Raw genomic sequence first — 22,185 nt, forward strand, 5'->3', positions numbered from 1 at the left:
AGAAACATCCTTTCCGAACGATTACGTTTGGTTTTTTTGTTGCTCTACGTTCACAGCTATAGAAGTCGACGGTTATTCAGAAGTTCAGCCCAAACTCTTCCCCTGCCCCGAAACTTGCTTACCCTTCAAAGCTTCGCACAACGCCAGCGTTATTCCACAAGATCGGCAATATATTTGTGAAATGTACAGGATCGGCGCTTGTCCAGAATTGCGCAGCTCGCGCAGGCCCGGCGGCGAGTAGTTCGCGCTCGGCCAGCAAGCGCTGAAGCTGACGCGCGACCGCCGCACCGGTATCGATCAGGCTGATGTCGGCGGGGATCATCTGCTTGAGCATCGGTTTGAGGAACGGGTAATGGGTGCAACCCAGAATGATGGTATCGGCGCCCTCGGCAAGCAGCGGCTGGACATAACCCTCCAGCAACTGGCGCAGGGCGGGACTGTGCAGGTCGCCTTTTTCGATCAACTCAACCAACCCGGGGCAAGGCTGGGTGATGACCCGAACGTCGGTGGCGAAACGGTCGAGCAAGGCGGCGAACTTGGCGCTCTGCAGGGTGCCCGTAGTGGCCAGCACGCCGACCACGCCACTGCGGGTAGCGGCGGCAGCCGGCTTGACGGCCGGTTCCATGCCGACGATGGGCCACTGCGGGTAATCGCGACGCAAGTCGGCAACACCGGCGACCGTGGCGGTGTTGCAGGCCAGAACCAGAGCCTTGGCGCCCTGGCCTTGAAAAAACTCGGCCATGACGCTGCAACGCTGTTTGATAAATTCCGGGGTTTTCTCGCCGTAGGGAATGTTCCCGCAATCGGCGACATACAACAGAGATTCGCCAGGCAACAACCGCTGGATCTCGGCCAGTACCGAAAGCCCACCGACACCGGAGTCGAACACGCCGATCGGCGCTTCACGCATGCTTGGGCCCACAGACGCTGCAACCCGGATCACGCTTGACCCGCAACTCACGGAAACGCGCACCCAAGGCATCGATCAGCAACAGGCGCCCTACCAGCGGCTCGCCGAAGCCCGCCAGCAATTTCAGCGCTTCAAGCGCTTGCAGGCTGCCGACCAGCCCCACCAACGGCCCGACCACCCCGGCTTCGCTGCAGGTCAGTTCGGCTTCGCTGCCGTGCCCATATAAACAGTGGTAGCACGGACTTTCCGCCCGACGCGGATCGAAGACCGACAATTGCCCCTCAAGGCGAATCGCCGCACCGCTGACCAGCGGCTTGCTGGCGCTCACGCAAGCCGCGTTGACCGCTTCACGGGTGGAGAAATTGTCGGAGCAATCGAGCACCAAATCCACGGCGGCTACAGTAGCCGCCAGGGAATCTTCATCCAGCGCTGCACGATGAGCGATCAACCGGATCTCGGGGTTGATCGCCGTCAGGCGCTTGATCGCCGAATCGACTTTGCCCATGCCGATGCTGTCGGTGTCGTGGATGATCTGGCGCTGCAGGTTGGTCAGGTCGACCGTATCGAAGTCCGCCAGATGCAATTCGCCGACCCCTGCGGCGGCGAGATACAGCGCCACCGGCGCGCCGAGGCCCCCGAGGCCGACGATCAATACGCGGCTATCCTTGAGCCGCAACTGGCCGTCGATATCGATGTGTTGCAGCAGAATCTGCCGGCTGTAACGCAGCAACTCTTGATCATTCAGCACGGCAGGCGCCCCAGACTGATGCGTTGGTGACCGCCCAGATCGGTGCGGCTGTGAATTTCCTCAAAACCGCGGGTCAGCAGCAAATCGCGGACCGCCTCGGCCTGATCATAACCATGCTCGAGCATCAGCCAACCGCCCGCCTCAAGATGTTCCGGTGCCTGGGCAACGATCAGGCGCAAATCGTCTAGCCCGTCGACACCGGCCACCAGGGCGCTGGCCGGCTCGAAACGTACGTCGCCTTCCACCAGGTGCGGGTCGGCGGACGCGATATACGGCGGGTTGCTGATGATCAGTTGAAAATGCTGACCTTCCAGGGCGCTGAACCAATGGCTGCTTAGTACCTTGGCGTTATTGAGGTGCAGGCGCTGGCGATTGCGTTCGGCCAGGGCCACGGCTTCCAGCACGCGATCCACGGCAGTGACGCTCCAGGCCGGACGCTCGCTGGCCAGGGCCAAGGCAATCGCGCCACTGCCAGTGCCCAGGTCGAGTACGGTGGCGGGGGTGGCCGGCAACAGCTCCAATGCGGCTTCCACCAGCAACTCGGTGTCCGGGCGCGGGATCAGCGTGTGCGGCGCGACTTCCAGGTCGAGCTTCCAGAAACCTTGCTGGCCGAGAATGTACGCCACCGGTTCACCGCTGCGGCGGCGCTGCAAATACTCGGCGAAGGTCAACGCCGCTTCGCTCGGTACGATGCGTTCCGGCCAGGTGTGCAGGAAACTGCGGGACTTGCCCAGCGCGGCCGCCAGCAACAATTCGGCATCCAGGCGCGCCGTGGGCGAGTCGGGCAGATCGGCCGCACGCAACAGACTGGCAATGATCGTCATTTACTCACCTATGGCGGCCAGTTGATCGGCCTGGTACTCGGCCAGCAACGGCTCGATCACGGCATCGACGCCCCCGGCGAGGATTTCGTCGAGCGAATACAGGGTCAGGTTGACCCGGTGATCGGTCACCCGGCCCTGGGCATAGTTGTAGGTGCGGATACGTTCGGAGCGATCCCCCGAGCCCACCAGCAATTTACGCTCACTGGCGATGGCATTGGCGGCGGCACTGGTTTGCTGGTCGTTGAGCTTGGCCGACAGCCAGGACATCGCCCGCGCACGGTTCTTGTGCTGCGAACGCTCTTCCTGGCATTCCACGACGATACCGGACGGCAAGTGAGTGATGCGGATCGCCGAATCCGTCTTGTTCACGTGCTGGCCACCTGCACCGGAGGAACGGTAGGTATCGATGCGCAGGTCCGCCGGGTTGATCTCGATCGCTTCCTGTTCGTCCGGCTCAGGCAGCACCGCCACGGTGCAGGCCGACGTGTGGATGCGCCCCTGGGACTCGGTCGCCGGCACCCGTTGCACGCGGTGGGCGCCAGACTCGAACTTCAGCTTGCCGTAGACGTTGTCACCCTCGACTCGCGCGATGACTTCCTTGTAGCCGCCGTGTTCCCCCTCGTTTTCCGAGAGGATCTCCACCCGCCAGCCGCGACGCTCGGCGTAGCGCGAGTACATGCGGAACAGGTCGCCGGAGAAAATCGCCGCCTCGTCACCGCCGGTGCCCGCGCGGATTTCGAGGAACACGTTGCGCCCGTCGTTCGGGTCCTTGGGCAGCAACATGCGTTGCAGATTGGCTTCCAGCTCCACCAGGCGTTCCTTGGCTTCGCGGACTTCTTCCACGGCCATCTCGCGCATGTCCGGGTCGCTGTCCTTGAGCAGGGCCTGGGCGCCTTCGAGGTCGCCCTGCACCTTAAGCAACTGTTTGTAGGCTTCGACGATCGGCTCGACTTCCGCGTATTCCTTGGAATAGGCGCGGAACTTGTTCTGATCGGAAATGACCTCGCCATCGCCAAGCAAGGCGGTCAATTCCTCGAAACGGTCCTGGAGGATGTCCAGCTTATTGAGCAGTGACGCTTTCATTGCGGTTTCTTATCCGAAAAGCTATCCGATGAGCCCTCACCGAGGGCAAAGAGTTCCTGGGCCATCGCCAGCGCATCGAGGCGACCTTCGGCAGAGAGCTTTTTCAACTGCACGCTCGGTGCGTGCAAGAGTTTATTGGTCAGGCCGCGTGCCAGTTGCACCAGCACCTCTTCGGCACTGCTGCCGTTGGCCAGCAAGCGCTGGGCTTTTTGCAATTCTTCGTCGCGCAAGCGTTCGCTCTGTTGACGATAGGCCTTTAGCACATCCACCGCCGCCAGTTCGCGCAGGCGCACCATGAAATCTTCGGCGCCCACCGAGACCATCTCTTCCGCCGCCTGGGCTGCACCTTGGCGGCTCTTGAGGTTCTCGGCGACCACTTCGTGGAGATCGTCGACGCTGTAGAGGTATACATCGTCCAACTCGCCGACTTCTGGCTCGATATCACGCGGCACGGCGATATCGACCATGAAGATCGGTTTGTGCTTGCGCAGCTTCAAGGCGCTTTCAACAGCCCCTTTGCCAAGGATCGGCAGCTGGCTCGCCGTGGAGCTGATGACGATGTCGCTGCGCACCAGCTCCGCCGGAATGTCCGACAGCAGCACCGCATGGGCGCCGAACTGCTCGGCCAGCGTACTCGCACGCTCCAGTGTACGGTTGGCAACCACGATACGCTTTACGCCCAGGTCGTGCAGATGGCGGGCGACCAGGGTGATGGTCTCGCCGGCACCGATCAGCAAGGCCTGGCTGCGTTGCAGGTCACTGAAAATCTGTTTGGCCAGGCTGACCGCGGCAAACGCCACGGACACCGGGTTCTCGCCGATGGCGGTGTCGGTGCGCACTTGCTTGGCCGCATTGAACGTCGCCTGGAACAAACGCCCTAGCAACGGCCCGACGGTGCCGGCCTCCCGAGCCACGGCGTAGGCCGATTTCATCTGGCCGAGGATTTGCGGTTCGCCCAGCACCAGCGAATCGAGCCCGGAGGCGACTCGCATCATGTGACGAACTGCCGCATCATCTTCGTGCACATAAGCGCTCGCGCGCAGCTCGTCGAGGCTCAAATGATGATATTCGGCCAGCCAGCGCAGCACGGTATCCGCCGACAGGTGATCCTGTTCTATATAGAGCTCACTGCGATTGCAGGTGGAGAGGATCGCAGCTTCGCGGCTGTCGGTGAGTCGGCAGAGCTGCTGCAAGGCCTCGACCAGCTGCTCAGGGGTAAAGGCCACGCGCTCGCGGACGTCTACTGAAGCAGTCTTGTGGTTAATACCGAGTGCAAGGAAGGCCATTCAAAGTCGCTGGTGGTGACGTGAAGCCGGCAATTGTCCTACTTCGACACATCGAGAACAACTACTCGATATCTATTGCCCCGGTAGGCAGCGCCGCGAACTGCGAGCGATTCTTGTTTAGTGTAGGAGCTGGCTTGCCAGCGAAGGCGTCCTGACGCCTTGCGTTGGCCTTCCGGGCGTCTTCGCTGGCAAGCCAGCTCCTACAAGGACCTGTGTCCACGGGAAAATGCCTGCCCGGTTATGTTTGGCCGAACGCTTGTGTCATGATGATCCGACCGCAGGTTAGTCGTCCTTTTCCTATATGAATAGATCTTCCGCGTTGCTCCTTGCCCTTGTCTTTCTCAGCGGCTGCCAGGCCTTGGCTCCCGTGTCGACGGATGACCCGTCGCCGGTCGAAGACACCACCCCGGCCCCTGAAAAGCCCAAGGTCTACAGCTCATTCAGCGAAGACACCGTCTTCAGCCTGCTGAGTGCGGAGCTGGCTGGCCAGCGCAATCGTTTCGACATCGCCCTGGACAACTACGTGACCCAGGCCATCAATACCCAGGATCCGGGCATCTCCGAACGGGCATTCCGCATTGCCGAGTACCTGGGTGCCGACCAGGCTGCCCTGGACACGGCGCTGATCTGGGCCAGGAACGCGCCGGACGACCTCGAGGCCCAGCGGGCCGCCGCCGTGCAGTTGGCGCGCGCCGGGCGCTATGACGACTCCATGGTCTACATGGAGAAAGTGCTGCAAGGCAAGGGCGATACCCATTTCGACTTCCTCGCACTGTCCGCGGCCGATACCGACCAGGACACGCGCAATGGCCTGATGAAAAGTTTCGACCGTTTGCTACAGCGCCACCCGAACAACGGCCAGCTGATTTTTGGCAAGGCCTTGCTGCTGCAACAGGACGGCGACACCAAAGGCGCGCTGACCCTGCTGGAAGACAATCCACCGGACGACGGCGAAATTGCTCCGATCCTGCTGCGCGCGCGCCTGCTGCAAGCCCTTGATCGCGGTGACGAAGCCTTGCCGCTGCTGCAGAAAAGCATCAAGAAGTATCCGGATGACAAACGCCTGCGCCTGACCTACGCGCGCATGCTGGTTGAACAGGACCGCATGGATGACGCCAAGGCCGAGTTCTCAAGCCTGGTGCAGCAATACCCGGAAGACGACGACCTGCGTTATTCACTGGCGCTCGTCTGCCTGGAGGCCAAGGCCTGGGACGAGGCCAAGGGCTACCTGGAAGACCTGATCGCCCGTGACAGCCACGTCGACTCGGCGCACTTGAACCTGGGCCGCATCGCCGAAGAACGTAACGATCCGCAAGGCGCGTTGATCGAATACGATCAGGTCGGCCCAGGTAACGACTATTTGCCTGCACAACTGCGTCAGGCCGACATCCTGATGAGTAACGGCAAGACTGCCGAAGCCCAACGCAAACTGGCGGCAGAGCGCGACGAGCAACCGGACTACGCGATCCAGCTGTACCTGATCGAAGCCGAAACCCTGTCCGCCAACAAACAGGGGGACAAGGCCTGGAAGGTCCTGGAACAAGCCCTGCAAAAATACCCGGACGACCTGAACCTGCTCTATACCCGCGCCATGCAGGCGGAAAAACGCAATGACCTGGCACAAATGGAAAAAGACCTGCGCCTGATCATCAAGCGCGATCCGGACAATGCCATGGCATTGAACGCCCTGGGCTATACCCTGTCTGATCGCACGACGCGATACGCCGAAGCCAAGGCGCTGATCGAACAAGCGCACCAGATCACACCGGAAGACCCGGCGGTTCTCGACAGCCTCGGCTGGGTGAATTACCGCATGGGCAATCTCGACGAAGCCGAGCGCCTGCTGCGCCAGGCCCTGGAACGCTTCCCCGATCAGGAAGTCGCCGCCCACCTGGGTGAAGTCCTGTGGGCCAACGGCAAGCAACGCGAAGCACGGCAAATCTGGGGCAAGTTCCTCAAGGAACAGCCCGACAGCCCTACCCTGCGCAGCACCATCAAGCGCCTGACCGGATCAGAGACTCTTTAAGATTATGTTTTTGCGCCACCTCATCGTTTTCAGCTTCATTGCCCTGCTCGCCGGCTGTGCGGGTTTTACTGCCCGCGAATCGGTCGTGGGCCACGGCAACCCCGCGCAATGGCGCGAGCACAAACTGCAGCTTGCAAGCCTTGATGGCTGGCAGATCGACGGCAAGATCGGCATCCGTGCGCCAAAAGATTCCGGCAGCGGCACGCTGTTCTGGCTGCAACGCCAGGATTACTACGACATCCGACTTTCGGGCCCCCTGGGTCGCGGTGCGGCGCGCCTGACCGGGCATCCGGGCAAGGTTTCCCTGGAAGTCGCCAACCAGGGGCGCTACGAAGCGCCGTCCCCGGATGCCCTGCTTGAAGAGCAGCTTGGTTGGAAATTGCCGGTGGCCAACCTGGCATGGTGGGTCCGCGGACTCCCGGCGCCGGACAGCAAAAGCCGCTTGACCCTCGATGGCGACAGCCGCCTCGCCAGCCTCGAACAGGACGGCTGGCAGGTCGAGTACACCGCCTATACCGAGCAAAACGGCTATTGGTTGCCCGAGCGGATCAAACTGCACGGCACCGACCTGGATGTCACGCTGGTGATCAAGACCTGGCAACCGCGCAAATTGGGGCAATGACATGCCAGCCAATCGCCTGACCCTGCCTTCACCCGCCAAACTCAATTTGATGCTGCACATTCTTGGTCGCCGTGAAGACGGCTACCACGAGCTGCAGACGCTGTTTCAATTTCTCGACTACGGCGACGAAATCACCTTCGCCGTGCGCGACGACGGTGTCATTCGCCTGCACACCGAATTCGAAGGCGTCCCCCACGACAGCAACCTGATCGTCAAGGCCGCGAAAAAACTACAGGAACAATCCGGCTGCCCGCTCGGCATTGATATCTGGATCGACAAAATCCTGCCCATGGGCGGCGGCATCGGCGGCGGCAGTTCGAATGCCGCCACCACCCTGCTCGGCCTCAATCACCTCTGGCAACTGGGTTGGGATGAGGATCGGTTGGCCGCGCTGGGCCTGACGCTGGGCGCCGATGTCCCGGTTTTCGTGCGCGGCCATGCGGCTTTCGCCGAGGGCGTGGGGGAGAAACTGACCCCTGTCGACCCGGAAGAACCCTGGTATCTCGTGCTGGTGCCGCAAGTCTCTGTAAGTACGGCAGAAATTTTTTCTGATCCGTTGTTGACACGTAACACTCCTCCCATTAAAGTGCGCCCCGTTCCCAAGGGAAACAGTCGAAATGACTGCTTGCCGGTGGTAGCAAGGCGTTATCCAGAGGTACGTAACGCATTGAATTTGTTAGGTAATTTTACCGAAGCAAAACTCACCGGAACTGGAAGTTGTGTGTTTGGGGGCTTCCCAAGCAAAGCTGAAGCTGATAAAGTCTCGGCCCTTCTTACAGAGACCCTTACAGGGTTTGTAGCAAAAGGAAGTAACATTTCGATGTTGCATCGCAAGCTGCAAAGTCTGCTCTAAAGGAATCGATTACTGGGTAATCGTTGCAACAGATACAGGGGCGTCGCCAAGCGGTAAGGCAGCAGGTTTTGATCCTGCCATGCGTTGGTTCGAATCCAGCCGCCCCTGCCATTTTCTATACTCATCCAGGTTACCCTCAGCCTCTAGGTACTGCGCGTGTCCAAGATGATGGTCTTTACGGGGAATGCTAACCCCGATCTGGCTCGGCGTGTCGTACGTCAGCTGCATATCCCTCTCGGTGACATCTCTGTCGGTAAATTTTCCGACGGCGAAATTACAGCCGAGATCAATGAAAACGTCCGCGGTAAAGATGTCTTCATTATTCAGCCGACTTGCGCTCCGACCAACGATAACCTGATGGAACTGGTAGTGATGGCTGATGCCTTCCGCCGCTCCTCGGCTACTCGTATCACTGCTGTTATTCCTTACTTTGGTTATGCCCGTCAGGATCGCCGTCCGCGTTCCGCACGTGTGGCTATCAGCGCGAAAGTCGTGGCTGACATGCTTACCGTAGTCGGCATCGACCGTGTTCTCACGGTTGATCTGCATGCTGACCAAATCCAGGGTTTCTTCGATATTCCGGTAGATAACATCTACGGCTCCCCGGTTCTGGTGGATGACATTGAAGATCAGCGCTTTGAAAACCTGATGATCGTGTCCCCGGACATTGGTGGCGTCGTGCGTGCACGTGCCGTTGCCAAGTCGCTGGGCGTGGATCTCGGGATCATCGACAAACGCCGTGAGAAAGCCAATCACTCTGAAGTGATGCATATCATCGGTGATGTCGAAGGGCGTACCTGTATTCTGGTCGATGACATGGTCGATACCGCCGGCACCCTGTGCCACGCGGCCAAGGCCTTGAAAGAGCATGGCGCAGCCAAGGTTTTCGCCTACTGCACGCACCCTGTGCTATCGGGTCGGGCAATCGAAAACATTGAAAATTCCGTGCTGGACGAGCTGGTGGTGACCAACACCATCCCGCTGTCCGCTGCAGCACAAGCCTGTGCGCGTATCCGTCAACTGGATATCGCACCGGTAGTTGCCGAGGCGGTCCGCCGCATCAGCAATGAAGAATCGATCAGCGCGATGTTCCGCTAAGGGCCCTGCCCTTCTCGAAATGTCTCGTTGACGAAAAGCGCCCCGCCCCGGCATTCCTGTCGGGGCGGGGCTTTTTTGCCCATATCGCCTTTAGCGCTGGTCGCAAACGCTGGGGCGAGTGTGGTTATTTTGGAGATACAACATGAACGATTTTACTCTGAATGCTGAAGTGCGTTCCGACCTGGGGAAAGGTGCGAGCCGCCGCCTGCGTCGTCTCGCAAGCCTGGTTCCAGCTGTAGTTTACGGTGGCGACAAAGCCCCTGAATCCATCAGCATGCTGGCCAAAGAAGTTGCCAAACTGCTCGAAAACGAAGCGGCTTACAGCCACATCATCGAGCTAAACGTTGGTGGCACCAAGCAGAACGTCGTGATCAAAGCCCTGCAGCGTCACCCGGCCAAAGGCCACGTGATGCACGCTGACTTCGTACGCGTAGTAGCTGGCCAGAAACTGACCGCTATCGTTCCTGTGCACTTCATCAACGAAGAAGCACCGACCAAGAAAGGCGGCGAAATCTCCCACGTTGTTGGCGAGATCGAAGTTTCCTGCCTGCCGAAAGACCTGCCTGAATTCATCGAAGTCGACCTGGCTGACGCCGAAATCGGTTCGATCATTCACCTGTCCGACCTCAAAGCCCCTAAAGGCGTTGAGTTCGTTGCTCTGGCACACGGCGATGACAAGGCTGTTGCCAACGTCCACGCTCCACGTGTTGCTCCAGAAGCTGCAGAAGGCGCTGCAGAGTAATTTTACTCTGTACGCCGGAGTGACCGGAAACATCGCGGACTAGAGCGTAGCGAGAAAGCGGGCGAGAACGCGGAGTTTACATCATGGTAAATGAGCAATTTTCGTCCACTTTCGCCGCACTCCCTGATTGCGGCGATGTTATCCACCACTCCAATGAAGGGCCCCTATCGTGACTGCCATCAAACTGATCGTTGGCCTGGGAAATCCAGGCGCTGAATACGAACAGACCCGGCATAACGCAGGGGCCCTTTTTGTTGAGCGTCTCGCGAACGCACAAGGCGTGAACCTTGTGGCGGACCGCAAATATTTCGGCCTGACCGGGCGTTTTTCGCATCAGGGTCAGGATGTTCGTCTGCTGATTCCCACCACGTACATGAACCGCAGCGGCCAATCTGTAGCGGCCCTTGCTGGTTTCTTCCGCATCAAGCCTGAAGAAATCCTCGTGGCACACGACGAACTCGATCTGCCTCCGGGTGTCGCCAAACTCAAGGTTGGCGGTGGCCATGGCGGTCACAACGGGTTGCGCGACATCATTGCGCAACTGGGCAATCAGAATACCTTCCACCGCCTGCGGCTTGGCATTGGCCACCCGGGCGTTGCCAGTATGGTTTCAAACTTCGTCCTGGGTCGTGCGCCACGCGCCGAACAGGAAAAACTCGATGCCAGCATCGACTTTGCCCTCGGCGTGCTGCCGGATATCCTCGCCGGTGAATGGAACCGCGCGATGAAAAACCTGCACAGCCAGAAGGCCTGACTTTTACCCGAGGGGAAACACCATGGGATTCAATTGCGGCATCGTCGGCCTGCCTAACGTCGGCAAGTCCACCCTGTTCAACGCCCTGACCAAATCCGGGATCGCGGCCGAGAACTTCCCCTTCTGCACCATCGAACCGAACAGCGGTATCGTGCCGATGCCGGATCCGCGCCTGGAAGCCTTGGCGGCCATCGTCAATCCAAAGCGCATCCTGCCGACCACCATGGAATTCGTCGACATCGCGGGCCTGGTTGCCGGCGCGTCGAAAGGTGAAGGCCTGGGCAACAAGTTCCTGGCCAACATCCGTGAAACCGATGCCATCGCCCACGTGGTCCGCTGCTTCGAAGACGAGAACGTGATTCACGTCTACAACAGCGTCGACCCGAAACGCGACATCGAGATCATCGACCTGGAACTGATCTTCGCCGACCTCGACAGCTGCGAGAAGCAACTGCAGAAAGTCGCGCGCAACGCCAAGGGCGGTGACAAGGACGCAGTGGTCCAGAAAGGCCTGCTGGAACAACTGATCGCTCACTTCACCGAAGGCAAGCCAGCACGCAGCCTGATGAAGAACATGGGCACCGACGAGAAAGCGGTGATCAAGGGCTTCCACCTGCTGACCACCAAACCGGTCATGTACATCGCCAACGTCGCTGAAGACGGTTTCGAGAACAACCCGCACCTGGACGTGGTCAAGGCCATCGCCGAAGAAGAAGGCGCCGTGGTTGTTCCGGTGTGCAACAAGATCGAAGCGGAAATCGCCGAGCTCGACGACGGCGAAGAGAAAGACATGTTCCTCGAAGCCTTAGGCCTCGAAGAGCCTGGCCTGAACCGCGTGATCCGCGCCGGCTACGAAATGCTGCACCTGCAGACCTACTTCACCGCCGGTGTCGAAGAAGTCCGCGCCTGGACCGTACGCGTCGGCGCCACCGCACCACAAGCCGCTGGCGTGATCCACACCGACTTCGAAAAAGGCTTCATCCGCGCCGAAGTGATCGCCTACAACGACTTCATCCAGTACAAGGGCGAAGCCGGCACCAAGGAAGCCGGTAAATGGCGCCTGGAAGGCAAGGACTACATCGTCAAGGACGGCGACGTAATGCACTTCCGCTTCAACGTCTGACGTTCGCAGCCATTAACAAAAAAAGCACCCTGGGGTGCTTTTTTTGTGGGCGCTTTAAACGGGGTTAGCCCGTCACCTTTGCGCGCGCCGCGTGCAGCTTCTTGTAGCTCTCGATCAGTCGCAGATGCCTGTCGAGGCCCTCCAGTTTCATGCTGGTAGGCGTCAAGCCGAAGAAGCGCACGCTGCCGTTCACGGAGCCGATCGCGGCATCCATGCGCTCGTTGCCGAACATCCGACGGAAGTTGGCCTCGTAATCGGCCAGCTCCAGGTCCTCGTCCAGTTCCATCTCCAGCACCACGTTCACGGCCTGGTAGAACAAGCCGCGCTCGACTGTGTTGTCGTTGTACTGGAGGAACATTTCCACCAGCTCCTTGGCCTCTTCAAATTTCTGCAAGACGAGATAGATCAGCAGCTTCAACTCCAGGATCGTCAACTGACCCCAGGCGGTGTTGTCGTCAAACTCGATGCCGATCAAGGTGGTGATGTCGGTGTAGTCATCCAGCTCGCTGTCTTCCAGACGCTTGACCAGTGCCTTCAGGCCGGCCTTGTCGAGGCTGTGCAGATTCAGGATGTCCTCGCGGAAAAACAGCGCCTTGTTGGTGTTATCCCAGATCAGATCGTCCACCGGATAGATTTCCGAGTAGTCCGGCACCAGGATGCGACAGGCCGTGGCACCGATGTGCTCGTACACCGCCATGTACACTTCTTTGCCCATGCCTTCGAGAATGCCGAACAAGGTCGCGGCTTCCTCGGCATTGGAGTCTTCGCCCTGGCCAGAGAAGTCCCACTCGACGAATTCGTAATCCGACTGGGCACTGAAGAAGCGCCACGACACCACGCCGCTGGAGTCGATAAAGTGCTCGACGAAGTTGTTCGGCTCGGTCACCGCGTGACCTTCGAAGGTCGGCAGGGGCAAGTCATTGAGGCCTTCGAAGCTTCGGCCCTGCAACAATTCCGTCAGGCTGCGCTCCAGCGCCACTTCCAGGCTCGGGTGCGCACCGAACGAGGCGAAAACACCACCGGTACGCGGGTTCATCAAGGTGACGCACATCACCGGGAATTCGCCTCCCAGGGACGCGTCCTTCACCAACACCGGGAACCCCTGCTCTTCCAGCGCCTGGATACCGGCCAGTATCCCCGGGTACTTCGCCAGCACGTCGGCCGGCACATCCGGCAGGGCAAACTCACCTTCGATGATTTCGCGTTTAACCGCGCGCTCGAAGATTTCCGACAGGCACTGCACCTGCGCTTCGGCCAGCGTATTACCGGCACTCATGCCATTGCTGAGGTACAGGTTTTCGATCAGGTTGGACGGGAAATACACGACCTCGCCGTCTGACTGGCGCACATACGGCAGCGAACAGATACCGCGCTCTTCGTTGCCCGAGTTGGTGTCGAACAGGTGCGAGCCGCGTAACTCGCCATCGCGGTTGTAAACCCGCAGGCAGTACGCGTCGAGAATCTCCGGCGGCAGTTCATCTTTAGGGCCAGGCTGGAACCAGCGTTCGTTCGGGTAGTGCACGAACGCCGCATTGGCGATGTCTTCTCCCCAGAACTGATCGTTGTAGAAGAAGTTGCAGTTCAGTCGCTCGATGAACTCGCCCAACGCCGACGCCAGCGCACCTTCCTTGGTTGCGCCCTTGCCATTGGTAAAACACATCGGCGAGTGCGCATCGCGGATGTGCAGCGACCACACATTGGGCACGATATTGCGCCACGAAGCGATTTCGATCTTCATGCCCAGGCCGGCCAGGATGCCCGACATGTTGGCGATGGTCTGTTCCAGCGGCAGGTCCTTGCCCACAATGTAGGTGCCCGCCTCCGAACCTGGATTGGCAGCAGGCATCAGTAGCGCCTGGGCATCGGCATCGAGGTTCTCCACCTCTTCAATCACGAACTCAGGCCCGGCCTGCACCACTTTTTTCACGGTGCAGCGGTCGATGGAGCGCAAGATGCCCTGGCGGTCCTTGTCGCTAATATCGGCCGGCAACTCGACCTGGATCTTGAAAATCTGGTTGTAGCGGTTTTCCGGGTCGACAATGTTGTTCTGCGACAGGCGGATGTTTTCGGTGGGGATATTGCGAGTGCTGCAGTACAACTTCACAAAGTAAGCCGCACACAACGCCGACGAAGCCAGGAAGTAGTCGAACGGACCCGGTGCCGAACCATCGCCCTTGTAGCGGATAGGCTGGTCGGCCACCACGGTGAAGTCATCGAACTTGGCTTCAAGTCGAAGGTTGTCGAGAAAATTGACCTTGATTTCCATGCGGGATACCAGAATAACGAGCAAACGAATGGCCGCCATTATCCGGCTTTTCAGCCGGAAGTCTTGTGCAAGCTCGCGCGCCCGGCCAGCGGTGCGTTAATCAGGCCTTTTTGGTCCTCGGCAGGAAAATCGCCAATACGCCCAGCAACGGCAGGAACGAACACAGGAAGTACACGTATTCGATGCCGTGGATGTCCGCCAGGTGACCCAGCAGCGCCGCGCCAATCCCGCCAAAGCCGAACATCAGGCCGAAGAACACCCCGGCAATCATCCCGACATTGCCTGGCACCAGCTCTTGGGCGTACACCACGATGGCCGAGAAGGCCGAGGCGAGGATGAAGCCGATGACCACACTGAGGACAGTGGTCCAGAACAGGTCCACATGCGGCAGTAGCAACGTGAACGGTGCAACCCCAAGGATCGAGAACCAGATCACGGCCTTACGCCCGATCCTGTCGCCGATGGGCCCGCCGAAGAATGTCCCCGCGGCCACCGCACCGAGAAACAGGAACAGATGCAGCTGCGAACTGGCCACCGACAGGTCGAACTTCTCGATCAGGTAGAACGTGAAGTAACTGGTGAGGCTGGACATGTAGAAGTACTTGGAGAACACCAGCAGCCCGAGCACCACCAGCGCGCTGGTCACCCGGCCCTTGGACAGGCCGTGGGTCGCCGCCTGGCCCTGCTTGAGCTTGAACAGGCTCAAGTGGTTGGCGTACCAGCGACTGATCCGGTAGAGCACGAACAGGGCAAACACCGCGAACAGGCCGAACCAGGCCACATGCCCTTGCCCGTAAGGGATGATGATCGCCGCCGCCAGCAACGGACCGAACGCCGAGCCCGCGTTGCCGCCGACCTGAAAGGTCGATTGCGCCAAGCCAAACCGCCCCCCCGAGGCCAGTCGTGCCACGCGAGAAGCTTCCGGGTGAAAGGTCGAGGAGCCAATGCCGATCAAGCCCGCCGCGAGCAGAATCAGCGGGAAGCTGCCGACCACCGACATCATCACGATACCGATCAAGGTGCAGACCGTACCAGCCGGCAACAGCCAGGGCTTGGGGTGACGGTCGGTGTGGTAGCCGACCCAGGGTTGCAGCAGCGAAGCGGTCAGCTGGAAAGTCAGGGTGATCAGGCCGACCTGGGTGAATGTCAGGCCATAGTTGGCCTTGAGCATCGGGTAGATAGACGGCAGCACCGATTGAATCAGGTCATTGATCAGGTGCGCCAGCGCCACCGCGCCGATGATGCGCATGACCAGGGGACTGCTTTGTGAAGTCGCGGGCGTCGCCGCCGTGGCGGACTGAACGTTGCTGATAGCCATGAAATTTCCGAAAAACAGAGGGGTGCACACGGGCAGGTGCGTCAATGTGCCATTTTTCGCTGCGGCAGCGCCATCCCCTTAGCCTGCTAACGACCTCGGTATTCCGCAGATTTCAGATCGATCAATGCCTTCCTCCACCGCGGTTTTTCGGCTCGGGAAGATAAGCGGTTGAAAGTGTAGAGAAATATTTTAAATTTACGCTTGACGCATCTCCATTACCGGTGAATAATGCGCGCCATCTTGGCTACATAGCTCAGTTGGTTAGAGCATAGCATTCATAATGCTGGGGTCCGGGGTTCAAGTCCCTGTGTAGCCACCAAGTGCTAAAAACGGCTTACCGAAAGGTAGGCCGTTTTTTTTTGCCTCCGTTTTTTATGCCTCCTGTAGGCGCGAGCTTGCTCGCGATGGTCGTCAACGATGACGCGTGTTTACAGGTTAAACGCAGCGCTCTCGAGTCCATCGCGAGCAAGCTCGCTCCTACATCATCATCATCATCATCATCATCATCATCATCATCAGCAGCGAACCGTCGGTAGCGCCGACAATGCCCGCTCCCAGATCTGCCAGGTGCGCAACCAGACCAGGGCCTGCCAATCGCTGTCGGCGGGATAGAACTGTTCAAGCAGGTTCAACTTGATCTCGCGCCCTACCCCATCGTGAACATCACCGTGCAGATGCAGCCAGTGGTCATCGCGCAGATGCCGATGCACCTCCGGGCCCGGATAAGTCCCGCACTCGATGACGAAGGGCATCAACCGCACCTGCGGTAGCGCATCGATCAAGGCTTGCGAGGTGTAGCCAGTGGCCGTCGCCGCCACACCGGTTTCGCTCAGGGTGTCGGCACCGGTGTGCAGGGTGTAGAGCCAAGGGCCATAAAGCGCCTGCGCATCGGCCAGTGCCGGATACGGCGCCTCGGTGATCGTCAGCAACATCGGATGACCGTACTCCCCGGCGCCGGTGTGCAAGTCGAAACACAGGGCGACTTCGGCATGGGCCACGTGGTTTTGCAGGATCTGCTGCAACGTGCGGTTCGACCAGCTGGGAGCGACCCCGCCATAGAACAGGCCATCCGCATGGGCGTGCTGCCCACCTTCGACAACCGACATGACCGCAGGCCAGCCATGCAGGCGGATCTGCTCGTCGAGCAAGGCATCGGCGCGGTTACGCTCGGGCCCGCGTAACTGGCTGCAGGCATAGATCTCATGCAGGGCGTCATAGGCCTGGTTGTCCGGCAGCACACCTGTGAAATCCAGGTGGTTGCGGTTCAGGTCGATATTGTCTTCGTTGACCCGACGCAGCCACGCCATGCCCCAGGGATTGATCGCATGAATCATCACCACCGCGACGTCGGCCGGCAACGAGCGCTTGCCGAGTTCCTGGAGCCACTTGATCTGGCAACCCGAGCCATAGAAGCCCTCGACCCCGTGCGTGCCGCTCAGCGCGATCAGCAGGCGTTTGGCGCCAGGATCGCCGAGCACCGCCACATCGGTGGCCAGGGCCTCGCCTGAAGGCCCCTTGAGCGAATGGGGGTACTCGCTCAGCGTCGCGCCGGCCGCGGTTGCCGCCGCCAGGAATTGTTCGCGCTGGGAACGGTAGCTTGGCTGGGTTGGAAACTCGCTGTGCATGGCTGCCTCTTGTGGTTCTTGTGGCGTGATCGCTGGTCACGACCCTACCGAAAATTCGTCGATTGATGAAGGGCAATCGCGCCTTGCGGTTTGCGTCATTACGAGGTCGCCGATACAGTCGCCGGTACATTTATCCAACGGACGGAGTGCCCCATGTTCTCAGCCTCCCACTCGAGTCGCGTTCGCCTGTCCGCCCTCGTGCTGATCACCAGCGCGCTGACCCTTGGCGCCTGCCACAACGCCTCCGCCCCGACACTGCCGGCGGCACCGGAAAGCGCCTCTGGTTATCGCACCGAGCTGCAGACCCGCCACGCCTCCAGGCACATGGCAGCCGCCGCCAACCCCTTGGCGGCCGGGGCCGGACGGGAGATGCTGCGTCGGGGCGGCTCGGCCATCGACGCCGCCATTGCGATGCAGGCGGTACTGACGCTGGTTGAGCCGCAGTCCTCGGGCATCGGTGGAGGTGCGTTGATCGTGCTCTGGGATGGTCAATCCGTGCGCACGTACGACGGGCGCGAAACCGCACCGGCCGGTGCCACCGAGAAGCTGTTCCTGCAGGCCGATGGTCAACCGATGCCCTTCACCCAGGCACAGATCGGCGGGCGCTCGGTGGGCACGCCTGGGGTGTTGCGAGCCCTTGAACTGGCCCATCGCAAACACGGTCGCCTGCCATGGGCGCAACTGTTCGAGCCCGCCATCGAACTGGCGCAGCAAGGCTTTGTCATCTCGCCGCGCCTGCACCGGCTGATCGCCGCGGATTCGTCCATAAGGCGCTCTGCGCAGATGACCGCCTATTTCCTGAATGCCGATGGCAGCCCGAAAGCCAGCGGTACCCTGTTGAAAAACCCGCCCTTGGCCGCCGCGCTGCAACGCATCGCCAAGGAAGGGCCGGATGCCTTTTACAAAGGGCCCATCGCGCAAGAGATCGTGGCCAAGGTCCAGGGTCACGCCAACCCGGGCAGCCTTTCGCTGAGCGACCTGGCGAACTACCGCGCCAAGGAGCGCGCGCCCTTGTGCACCGACTACAAGCGCTGGCAGGTCTGTGGCATGCCGCCCCCCTCGTCGGGCGGGATCGCCATGGCGCAGATCCTCGGCACGCTGCAAGCCCTGGAGACACGCGACAAGCGCTGGGCCCTGGCGCCGATGCAACCGGTGCAAACCAACACGCCCGCCGGCTTCGAACCGACCGCCGAGGCCGTGCACCTGATCAGCGAAGCCGAGCGCCTGGCCTATGCCGATCGCGCGCAGTACGTGGCCGACTCGGACTTCGTGCCGGTGCCCGTCAAGGGCCTGATTGACCCGACTTACCTGGCCAGCCGGGCGGCACTGATCGGCGAGCACAGCATGGGTACGGCCAAACCCGGCACGCCGCCGGGCATCCAGGTCGCCTACGCGCCAGACCGCTCACCCCTGCGCATCTCCACCTCGCAAGTGGTGGCGGTCGATGACCAAGGCGGCGCGGTGTCCATGACCACCACCATCGAATCCGCGTTCGGCTCGCATGTGATGGTCCAGGGTTTCCTGCTCAACAACGAGATGACCGACTTCTCGTTCATTCCCGAAGAGAACGGCCAGAAAGTCGCCAACCGCGTCGAACCCGGCAAGCGTCCGCGCTCGTCCATGGCCCCAACGCTGATCTTCGACCGCCAGAGCGGCGAATTCATCGCCAGCCTCGGCTCTCCCGGCGGCTCGCAAATCATCGAATACGTGGCCAAAACCACCGTCGGCCTGCTCGACTGGAACCTCGATGCACAAGCAGCCATCAACCTGCCCAACTTTGGCAGCCGAAATGGCCCGACCGAACTGGAGAACGGCCAGTTCAGCCCGTCGCTGATTCAGGCACTCAAGGACAAGGGCCACAGCGTCAACGAAATCGACATGACCAGCGGCACCCAGGCGATTGTCCGGTTCAAGGATGCACAGGGGAAGGCGTCGCTGGCCGGCGGGGCCGATCCTCGACGTGAAGGGGAAGCATTGGGGGATTGAGTCGTACAAAGGCGTGGGAAAGGGCCTATCGGCTTCTGATCTTGCGCCAGCCATTGGCCGAACAAATCGAGTCTATGAAGTACTCAATGGTAAACGCGCATTGACACTGCCGATGATTTGGAAACTTCATGAACTCTTTGGCATACCGGCCCAGAGCCTGATCAAGCCGATGAAACAGGCTTGATCAGGTGCCCGCCAACTTTAGAAATCAAACCGACACTCGCTTAACGACTGATTTTCAACGCTTGCCGAGCCTGGTGTTTCGCCAGCGCCAGGTCGATCAGCCGCGTGACCAGTTCACTGTAGGTCATACCCGCTGCCTGCCACAGTTTCGGGTACATGCTGATGCGGGTGAACCCCGGTAGCGAATTGATCTCGTTGATCAGGACTTCGCCGCTCTCGGTCAAAAATACATCGACCCGCGCCAGACCGGAGCAACCCAGCACCTGGAACGCCTCGACCGCCATGGCACGAATGCGCTCGCTGGACTCGACGCTGATATTGGCCGGCACCACGACTTCAGCAGCTTTGTCATCGATGTACTTGCTGTCGTAGGAATAGAAGCCACTGTGCACCACGATCTCGCCACAACCGCTGGCGATGGCATCTTCGTTGCCCAGTACCGCGCATTCGATCTCGCGCCCCTTGACCGCAGACTCGACCAACACCTTTTCATCGAAGCTCAATGCCAGTTCGACTGCCGCCGCGTATTCGGCTTCGTCGGCCACTTTGCTCACCCCGACGGAAGAACCCTGGTTGGCCGGTTTGACGAACAGCGGCAGTCCGAGCTTGCCGCAGACCTCGGCGAAGCCTGTGCGTGCAGCGCTGGCGCGGGTCAGGGTGACGAACGGCGTGACGGCAAGGCCGGCATCACGCAACAGGCGCTTGCTGACGTCCTTGTCCATGCAGACCGCCGAACCCAGCACATCGGAACCGACGAACGGCAAGTCGGCCATGCGCAGCAAGCCCTGCAGGCAACCGTCTTCGCCCAGGGTGCCGTGGACGATCGGGAAGATCACGTCGACGTGGCCCAGCAATTCGGGACCGGCGGTTTCCACCAGTTGCTGACGGGCCTTGCCCGGAACCACGGCCAATTCGCGATTGGATTGATTGAGGGCGATCAGGGCCGGGTTTTCCTGGTTCAGCAGGAAATTCGAGGGGTCGTTGAGGTGCCAGTGGCCTTGCTTGTCGATGCCGATCAGCACCGGCTCGAAGCGCGAGCGATCCAGTGCATCGACAATGTTCTTTGCCGACTGCAGCGACACCTCGTGCTCGGCCGAGCGGCCCCCAAAAATAACGCCCACACGCAGTTTACTCATTGCCTGACCTCATTGTGGATGGCTTGCAGCCTGGGTAGCCGCCACGTTACGACTGCAGGGTCTTGCCGTCCAGCGGATCACCTATGGTCACTTGTAGGAGCGAGCCTGCTCGCGATGGTGGTTAACGATAACGTGTGCTTTGTGAATAAACGCAGCGCTTTCAAATCCATCGCGAGCAGGCTCGCTCCTACAGTGGGTCACACATTCCTCCAGGTCAGCTCGCCAACTGATTGGCAAACTGCCCCACCGCACTCACCACTTTCTGCGCCCCATCCTGAATCTCGACAATCACCGTACCCGCTTCCGCTGCCAGCGCCAGGCCCTGCTCCGCCTGGAGCTTGCCGTCGGCCATCAGGGCCACGGCGTTACGCGCCATGTCCTGGTTGCGCCGCACCACGAGGACTATCTCTTCGGTGGCCTGGCTGGTGCGCGAAGCCAGTTGCCTGACCTCGTCCGCCACCACGGCAAAGCCTCGCCCCTGCTCACCGGCACGGGCCGCTTCGATGGCCGCGTTGAGCGCCAGCAGGTTGGTTTGTTCGGCAATCCCGCTGATGGTCTTGACGATGGTGCCGATCACCAGCGATTGCTCATTCAAGGCTTCGATGCCATCGCCAGCGGTTTGCATGTGTTTGGCCAGATCGCGCATCACATCCACCGCCTGCGTCACCACGGCGTTGCCGCGCTGGGCGCTTTGATCGGTTTGCTGCGAGGTGCCGTAGGCAATGTTGGCCGCTTCGGCCACTGCCTGCTCCTGATTGACCTGATCGGTGATCACCGTGGCGAATTTCACCACTTTGTAGAGCTTGTTGTTGGCATCGGTCACCGGGTTGTAGGAAGCCTCCAGCCAGACCGTACGACCATGGCTGTCGACGCGCTTGAAACGGTCGGCCACGAACTCGCCAGCGTTCAGTCGACGCCAGAAGGCCTGGTATTCGGCACTGTTGTAGTCCTCGGGAAAGCAAAAAGTGCGGTGATGTTTGCCCTTGATCTGCGCCAGGCTGTAGCCCATGCCACTGAGAAAGCGGTCGTTGGCTGACAGTACGTTGCCGTTGAGGTCGAACTCGATCACCGCCGTCGAGCGCACCAGCGCATCGATCAGGTTTTCGTGCTCGCGGGAGGCCTCGATGGTGCGGGTCAGGTCGCTGGAGAAAATCGAAAAATGCTTGATCCGGCCATCTGCCGTGCGCACGGGCTGCACGATCGAACGCAACCAGGCTTCCTGGCCGGTGCCACGCAACAGGCGCACCGCCCCGGCAAAGTGCTCGCCACGGCTCAATGCGGTCTTGAAACGCAGCTGGAATTCGTCGTTCCTTACATGCTCCGGAACGATCTCTTCGATGTGCCGGCCGACCAGCTCGTTGCTCTTGTAGTGCATCTCGCTGAGGAAGTTCTGGTTGACCGATTGCACCCGCCCATCAATTTCGAGGGTCAGCACGAGCATCTCGCTTTCCAGGCTTTCCTTGACTTGCTGCAGGCTGGAGAGTTCTTCGCGAAGAGCCGACAGCTCCTGCTTCAAGCGTTTATTAAACATGGGGGGACGCACCGATGGGCTGGGATGGAAAGCGACTTGCAGCCTAGCCATCGGCTTTGCGGGGGTTTTCT

The 22,185-nt window shown here is 60.3% G+C and carries 18 protein-coding genes, 2 tRNA genes and 2 pseudogenes; 11 read left to right on the forward strand and 11 right to left on the reverse strand.

What is annotated here, in order from left to right; all coding sequences use genetic code 11:
- Positions 1-118: 118 nt before the first annotated feature.
- Genes murI through hemA form a run of 5 tightly spaced genes read right to left on the reverse strand, consistent with a single transcriptional unit; the run spans position 119 to position 4,851 of the window.
- Positions 119-910, reverse strand: coding sequence for a glutamate racemase (gene murI / locus ACIO0C_RS24525; RefSeq protein WP_401315850.1), 792 nt, complete (start codon positions 908-910; stop codon positions 119-121).
- A complete protein-coding gene (locus ACIO0C_RS24530) occupies positions 903-1,658 on the reverse strand; it encodes a molybdopterin-synthase adenylyltransferase MoeB (protein ID WP_401315851.1) in 756 nt (251 codons plus the stop codon). The genes murI and ACIO0C_RS24530 overlap by 8 nt, the downstream gene beginning before the upstream one ends.
- Positions 1,652-2,482: a peptide chain release factor N(5)-glutamine methyltransferase gene (prmC, locus tag ACIO0C_RS24535; RefSeq protein ID WP_401315853.1), complete on the reverse strand. Its 831-nt coding sequence runs from the start codon at positions 2,480-2,482 to the stop codon at positions 1,652-1,654. Before prmC ends, ACIO0C_RS24530 begins: the two co-directional genes overlap by 7 nt.
- Positions 2,483-3,565 (reverse strand): peptide chain release factor 1, encoded by a 1,083-nt coding sequence (gene prfA, locus ACIO0C_RS24540; RefSeq protein WP_008060185.1) that lies wholly within the window; start codon positions 3,563-3,565, stop codon positions 2,483-2,485.
- Positions 3,562-4,851, reverse strand: a complete 1,290-nt coding sequence (gene hemA / locus ACIO0C_RS24545) for a glutamyl-tRNA reductase (protein ID WP_272603536.1) — start codon at positions 4,849-4,851, stop codon at positions 3,562-3,564. The genes prfA and hemA overlap by 4 nt, the downstream gene beginning before the upstream one ends.
- A 301-nt stretch (positions 4,852-5,152) precedes the next feature.
- Here hemA and ACIO0C_RS24550 point away from each other — a divergent pair, with 301 nt between their 5' ends.
- The 8 genes from ACIO0C_RS24550 (at position 5,153) to ychF (ending at position 12,069) form a co-directional block, all read left to right on the forward strand.
- Entirely contained in the window at positions 5,153-6,877 is a 1,725-nt protein-coding gene (locus tag ACIO0C_RS24550; RefSeq protein ID WP_401315855.1) for a tetratricopeptide repeat protein, read from the forward strand.
- Between the two features lie 4 nt (positions 6,878-6,881).
- Positions 6,882-7,499 (forward strand): lipoprotein insertase outer membrane protein LolB, encoded by a 618-nt coding sequence (gene lolB / locus ACIO0C_RS24555; protein WP_008060178.1) that lies wholly within the window; start codon positions 6,882-6,884, stop codon positions 7,497-7,499.
- A gap of 1 nt (position 7,500) precedes the next feature.
- On the forward strand, positions 7,501-8,352 hold the full coding sequence (ispE, locus tag ACIO0C_RS24560; RefSeq protein ID WP_401315856.1) for a 4-(cytidine 5'-diphospho)-2-C-methyl-D-erythritol kinase: 852 nt from the start codon (positions 7,501-7,503) through the stop codon (positions 8,350-8,352).
- A 36-nt stretch (positions 8,353-8,388) separates the two neighbouring features.
- Positions 8,389-8,463 (forward strand) — tRNA-Gln (locus ACIO0C_RS24565).
- Positions 8,464-8,508: 45 nt separating this feature from the next.
- The gene (locus tag ACIO0C_RS24570) at positions 8,509-9,450 is read left to right on the forward strand and encodes a ribose-phosphate pyrophosphokinase (protein ID WP_003171603.1); all 942 of its coding nucleotides are present in this window, start codon (positions 8,509-8,511) and stop codon (positions 9,448-9,450) included.
- Positions 9,451-9,592: 142 nt separating this feature from the next.
- A complete protein-coding gene (locus ACIO0C_RS24575) occupies positions 9,593-10,192 on the forward strand; it encodes a 50S ribosomal protein L25/general stress protein Ctc (protein WP_008060174.1) in 600 nt (199 codons plus the stop codon).
- 169 nt (positions 10,193-10,361) lie between these two features.
- A complete protein-coding gene (pth, locus tag ACIO0C_RS24580) occupies positions 10,362-10,946 on the forward strand; it encodes an aminoacyl-tRNA hydrolase (protein WP_401315858.1) in 585 nt (194 codons plus the stop codon).
- 22 nt (positions 10,947-10,968) lie between these two features.
- Complete coding sequence (gene ychF / locus ACIO0C_RS24585) at positions 10,969-12,069, forward strand: redox-regulated ATPase YchF (RefSeq protein ID WP_401315860.1); 1,101 nt, start codon at positions 10,969-10,971, stop codon at positions 12,067-12,069.
- A 64-nt stretch (positions 12,070-12,133) separates the two neighbouring features.
- On the opposite strand, the gene ACIO0C_RS24590 is transcribed toward ychF, so the two are convergent.
- Complete coding sequence (locus ACIO0C_RS24590) at positions 12,134-14,335, reverse strand: OsmC domain/YcaO domain-containing protein (RefSeq protein ID WP_401315862.1); 2,202 nt, start codon at positions 14,333-14,335, stop codon at positions 12,134-12,136.
- A gap of 100 nt (positions 14,336-14,435) precedes the next feature.
- Positions 14,436-15,653, reverse strand: coding sequence for an MFS transporter (locus ACIO0C_RS24595; RefSeq protein ID WP_401315864.1), 1,218 nt, complete (start codon positions 15,651-15,653; stop codon positions 14,436-14,438).
- Positions 15,654-15,895: 242 nt separating this feature from the next.
- Between ACIO0C_RS24595 and ACIO0C_RS24600 the strand changes: the two genes are divergently transcribed.
- A tRNA-Met gene (locus tag ACIO0C_RS24600) sits at positions 15,896-15,972 on the forward strand.
- A gap of 196 nt (positions 15,973-16,168) precedes the next feature.
- On the opposite strand, the gene ACIO0C_RS24605 is transcribed toward ACIO0C_RS24600, so the two are convergent.
- Positions 16,169-17,278, reverse strand: coding sequence for a DUF2817 domain-containing protein (locus ACIO0C_RS24605; protein WP_401315866.1), 1,110 nt, complete (start codon positions 17,276-17,278; stop codon positions 16,169-16,171).
- Positions 17,279-17,431: 153 nt separating this feature from the next.
- Between ACIO0C_RS24605 and ggt the strand changes: the two genes are divergently transcribed.
- On the forward strand, positions 17,432-19,264 hold the full coding sequence (ggt, locus tag ACIO0C_RS24610; protein ID WP_401315867.1) for a gamma-glutamyltransferase: 1,833 nt from the start codon (positions 17,432-17,434) through the stop codon (positions 19,262-19,264).
- 22 nt (positions 19,265-19,286) lie between these two features.
- A pseudogene (locus ACIO0C_RS24615) lies at positions 19,287-19,448 on the forward strand (type II toxin-antitoxin system HigA family antitoxin); the annotation flags it as partial.
- Positions 19,449-19,488: 40 nt separating this feature from the next.
- Here ACIO0C_RS24615 and ddlA read toward each other — a convergent pair.
- The 3 genes and pseudogenes from ddlA to ACIO0C_RS24630 all read right to left on the reverse strand — a co-directional run.
- Entirely contained in the window at positions 19,489-20,583 is a 1,095-nt protein-coding gene (gene ddlA / locus ACIO0C_RS24620; RefSeq protein WP_401315869.1) for a D-alanine--D-alanine ligase, read from the reverse strand.
- Between the two features lie 214 nt (positions 20,584-20,797).
- Positions 20,798-21,358, reverse strand: a complete 561-nt coding sequence (locus ACIO0C_RS24625) for a methyl-accepting chemotaxis protein (protein WP_401315893.1) — start codon at positions 21,356-21,358, stop codon at positions 20,798-20,800.
- Positions 21,338-22,165: pseudogene (locus tag ACIO0C_RS24630) on the reverse strand (PAS domain-containing protein); the annotation flags it as partial. The gene ACIO0C_RS24625 and the pseudogene ACIO0C_RS24630, both read right to left, overlap by 21 nt.
- Positions 22,166-22,185 lie beyond the last annotated feature (20 nt).

This window comes from Pseudomonas sp. NPDC087336 (genome assembly GCF_044744285.1).
GTDB lineage: Bacteria > Pseudomonadota > Gammaproteobacteria > Pseudomonadales > Pseudomonadaceae > Aquipseudomonas.

Coding starts and splice junctions, on each gene's coding strand:
- murI (WP_401315850.1), bottom strand. CDS start 910: ATGCGTGAAGCGCCGATCGGCGTGTTCGACTCCGGTGTCGGTGGGCTT.
- prmC (WP_401315853.1), bottom strand. CDS start 2,482: ATGACGATCATTGCCAGTCTGTTGCGTGCGGCCGATCTGCCCGACTCG.
- prfA (WP_008060185.1), bottom strand. CDS start 3,565: ATGAAAGCGTCACTGCTCAATAAGCTGGACATCCTCCAGGACCGTTTC.
- hemA (WP_272603536.1), bottom strand. CDS start 4,851: ATGGCCTTCCTTGCACTCGGTATTAACCACAAGACTGCTTCAGTAGAC.
- ACIO0C_RS24550 (WP_401315855.1), top strand. CDS start 5,153: ATGAATAGATCTTCCGCGTTGCTCCTTGCCCTTGTCTTTCTCAGCGGC.
- lolB (WP_008060178.1), top strand. CDS start 6,882: ATGTTTTTGCGCCACCTCATCGTTTTCAGCTTCATTGCCCTGCTCGCC.
- ispE (WP_401315856.1), top strand. CDS start 7,501: ATGCCAGCCAATCGCCTGACCCTGCCTTCACCCGCCAAACTCAATTTG.
- ACIO0C_RS24575 (WP_008060174.1), top strand. CDS start 9,593: ATGAACGATTTTACTCTGAATGCTGAAGTGCGTTCCGACCTGGGGAAA.
- ychF (WP_401315860.1), top strand. CDS start 10,969: ATGGGATTCAATTGCGGCATCGTCGGCCTGCCTAACGTCGGCAAGTCC.
- ACIO0C_RS24590 (WP_401315862.1), bottom strand. CDS start 14,335: ATGGAAATCAAGGTCAATTTTCTCGACAACCTTCGACTTGAAGCCAAG.
- ACIO0C_RS24595 (WP_401315864.1), bottom strand. CDS start 15,653: ATGGCTATCAGCAACGTTCAGTCCGCCACGGCGGCGACGCCCGCGACT.
- ACIO0C_RS24605 (WP_401315866.1), bottom strand. CDS start 17,278: ATGCACAGCGAGTTTCCAACCCAGCCAAGCTACCGTTCCCAGCGCGAA.
- ggt (WP_401315867.1), top strand. CDS start 17,432: ATGTTCTCAGCCTCCCACTCGAGTCGCGTTCGCCTGTCCGCCCTCGTG.
- ddlA (WP_401315869.1), bottom strand. CDS start 20,583: ATGAGTAAACTGCGTGTGGGCGTTATTTTTGGGGGCCGCTCGGCCGAG.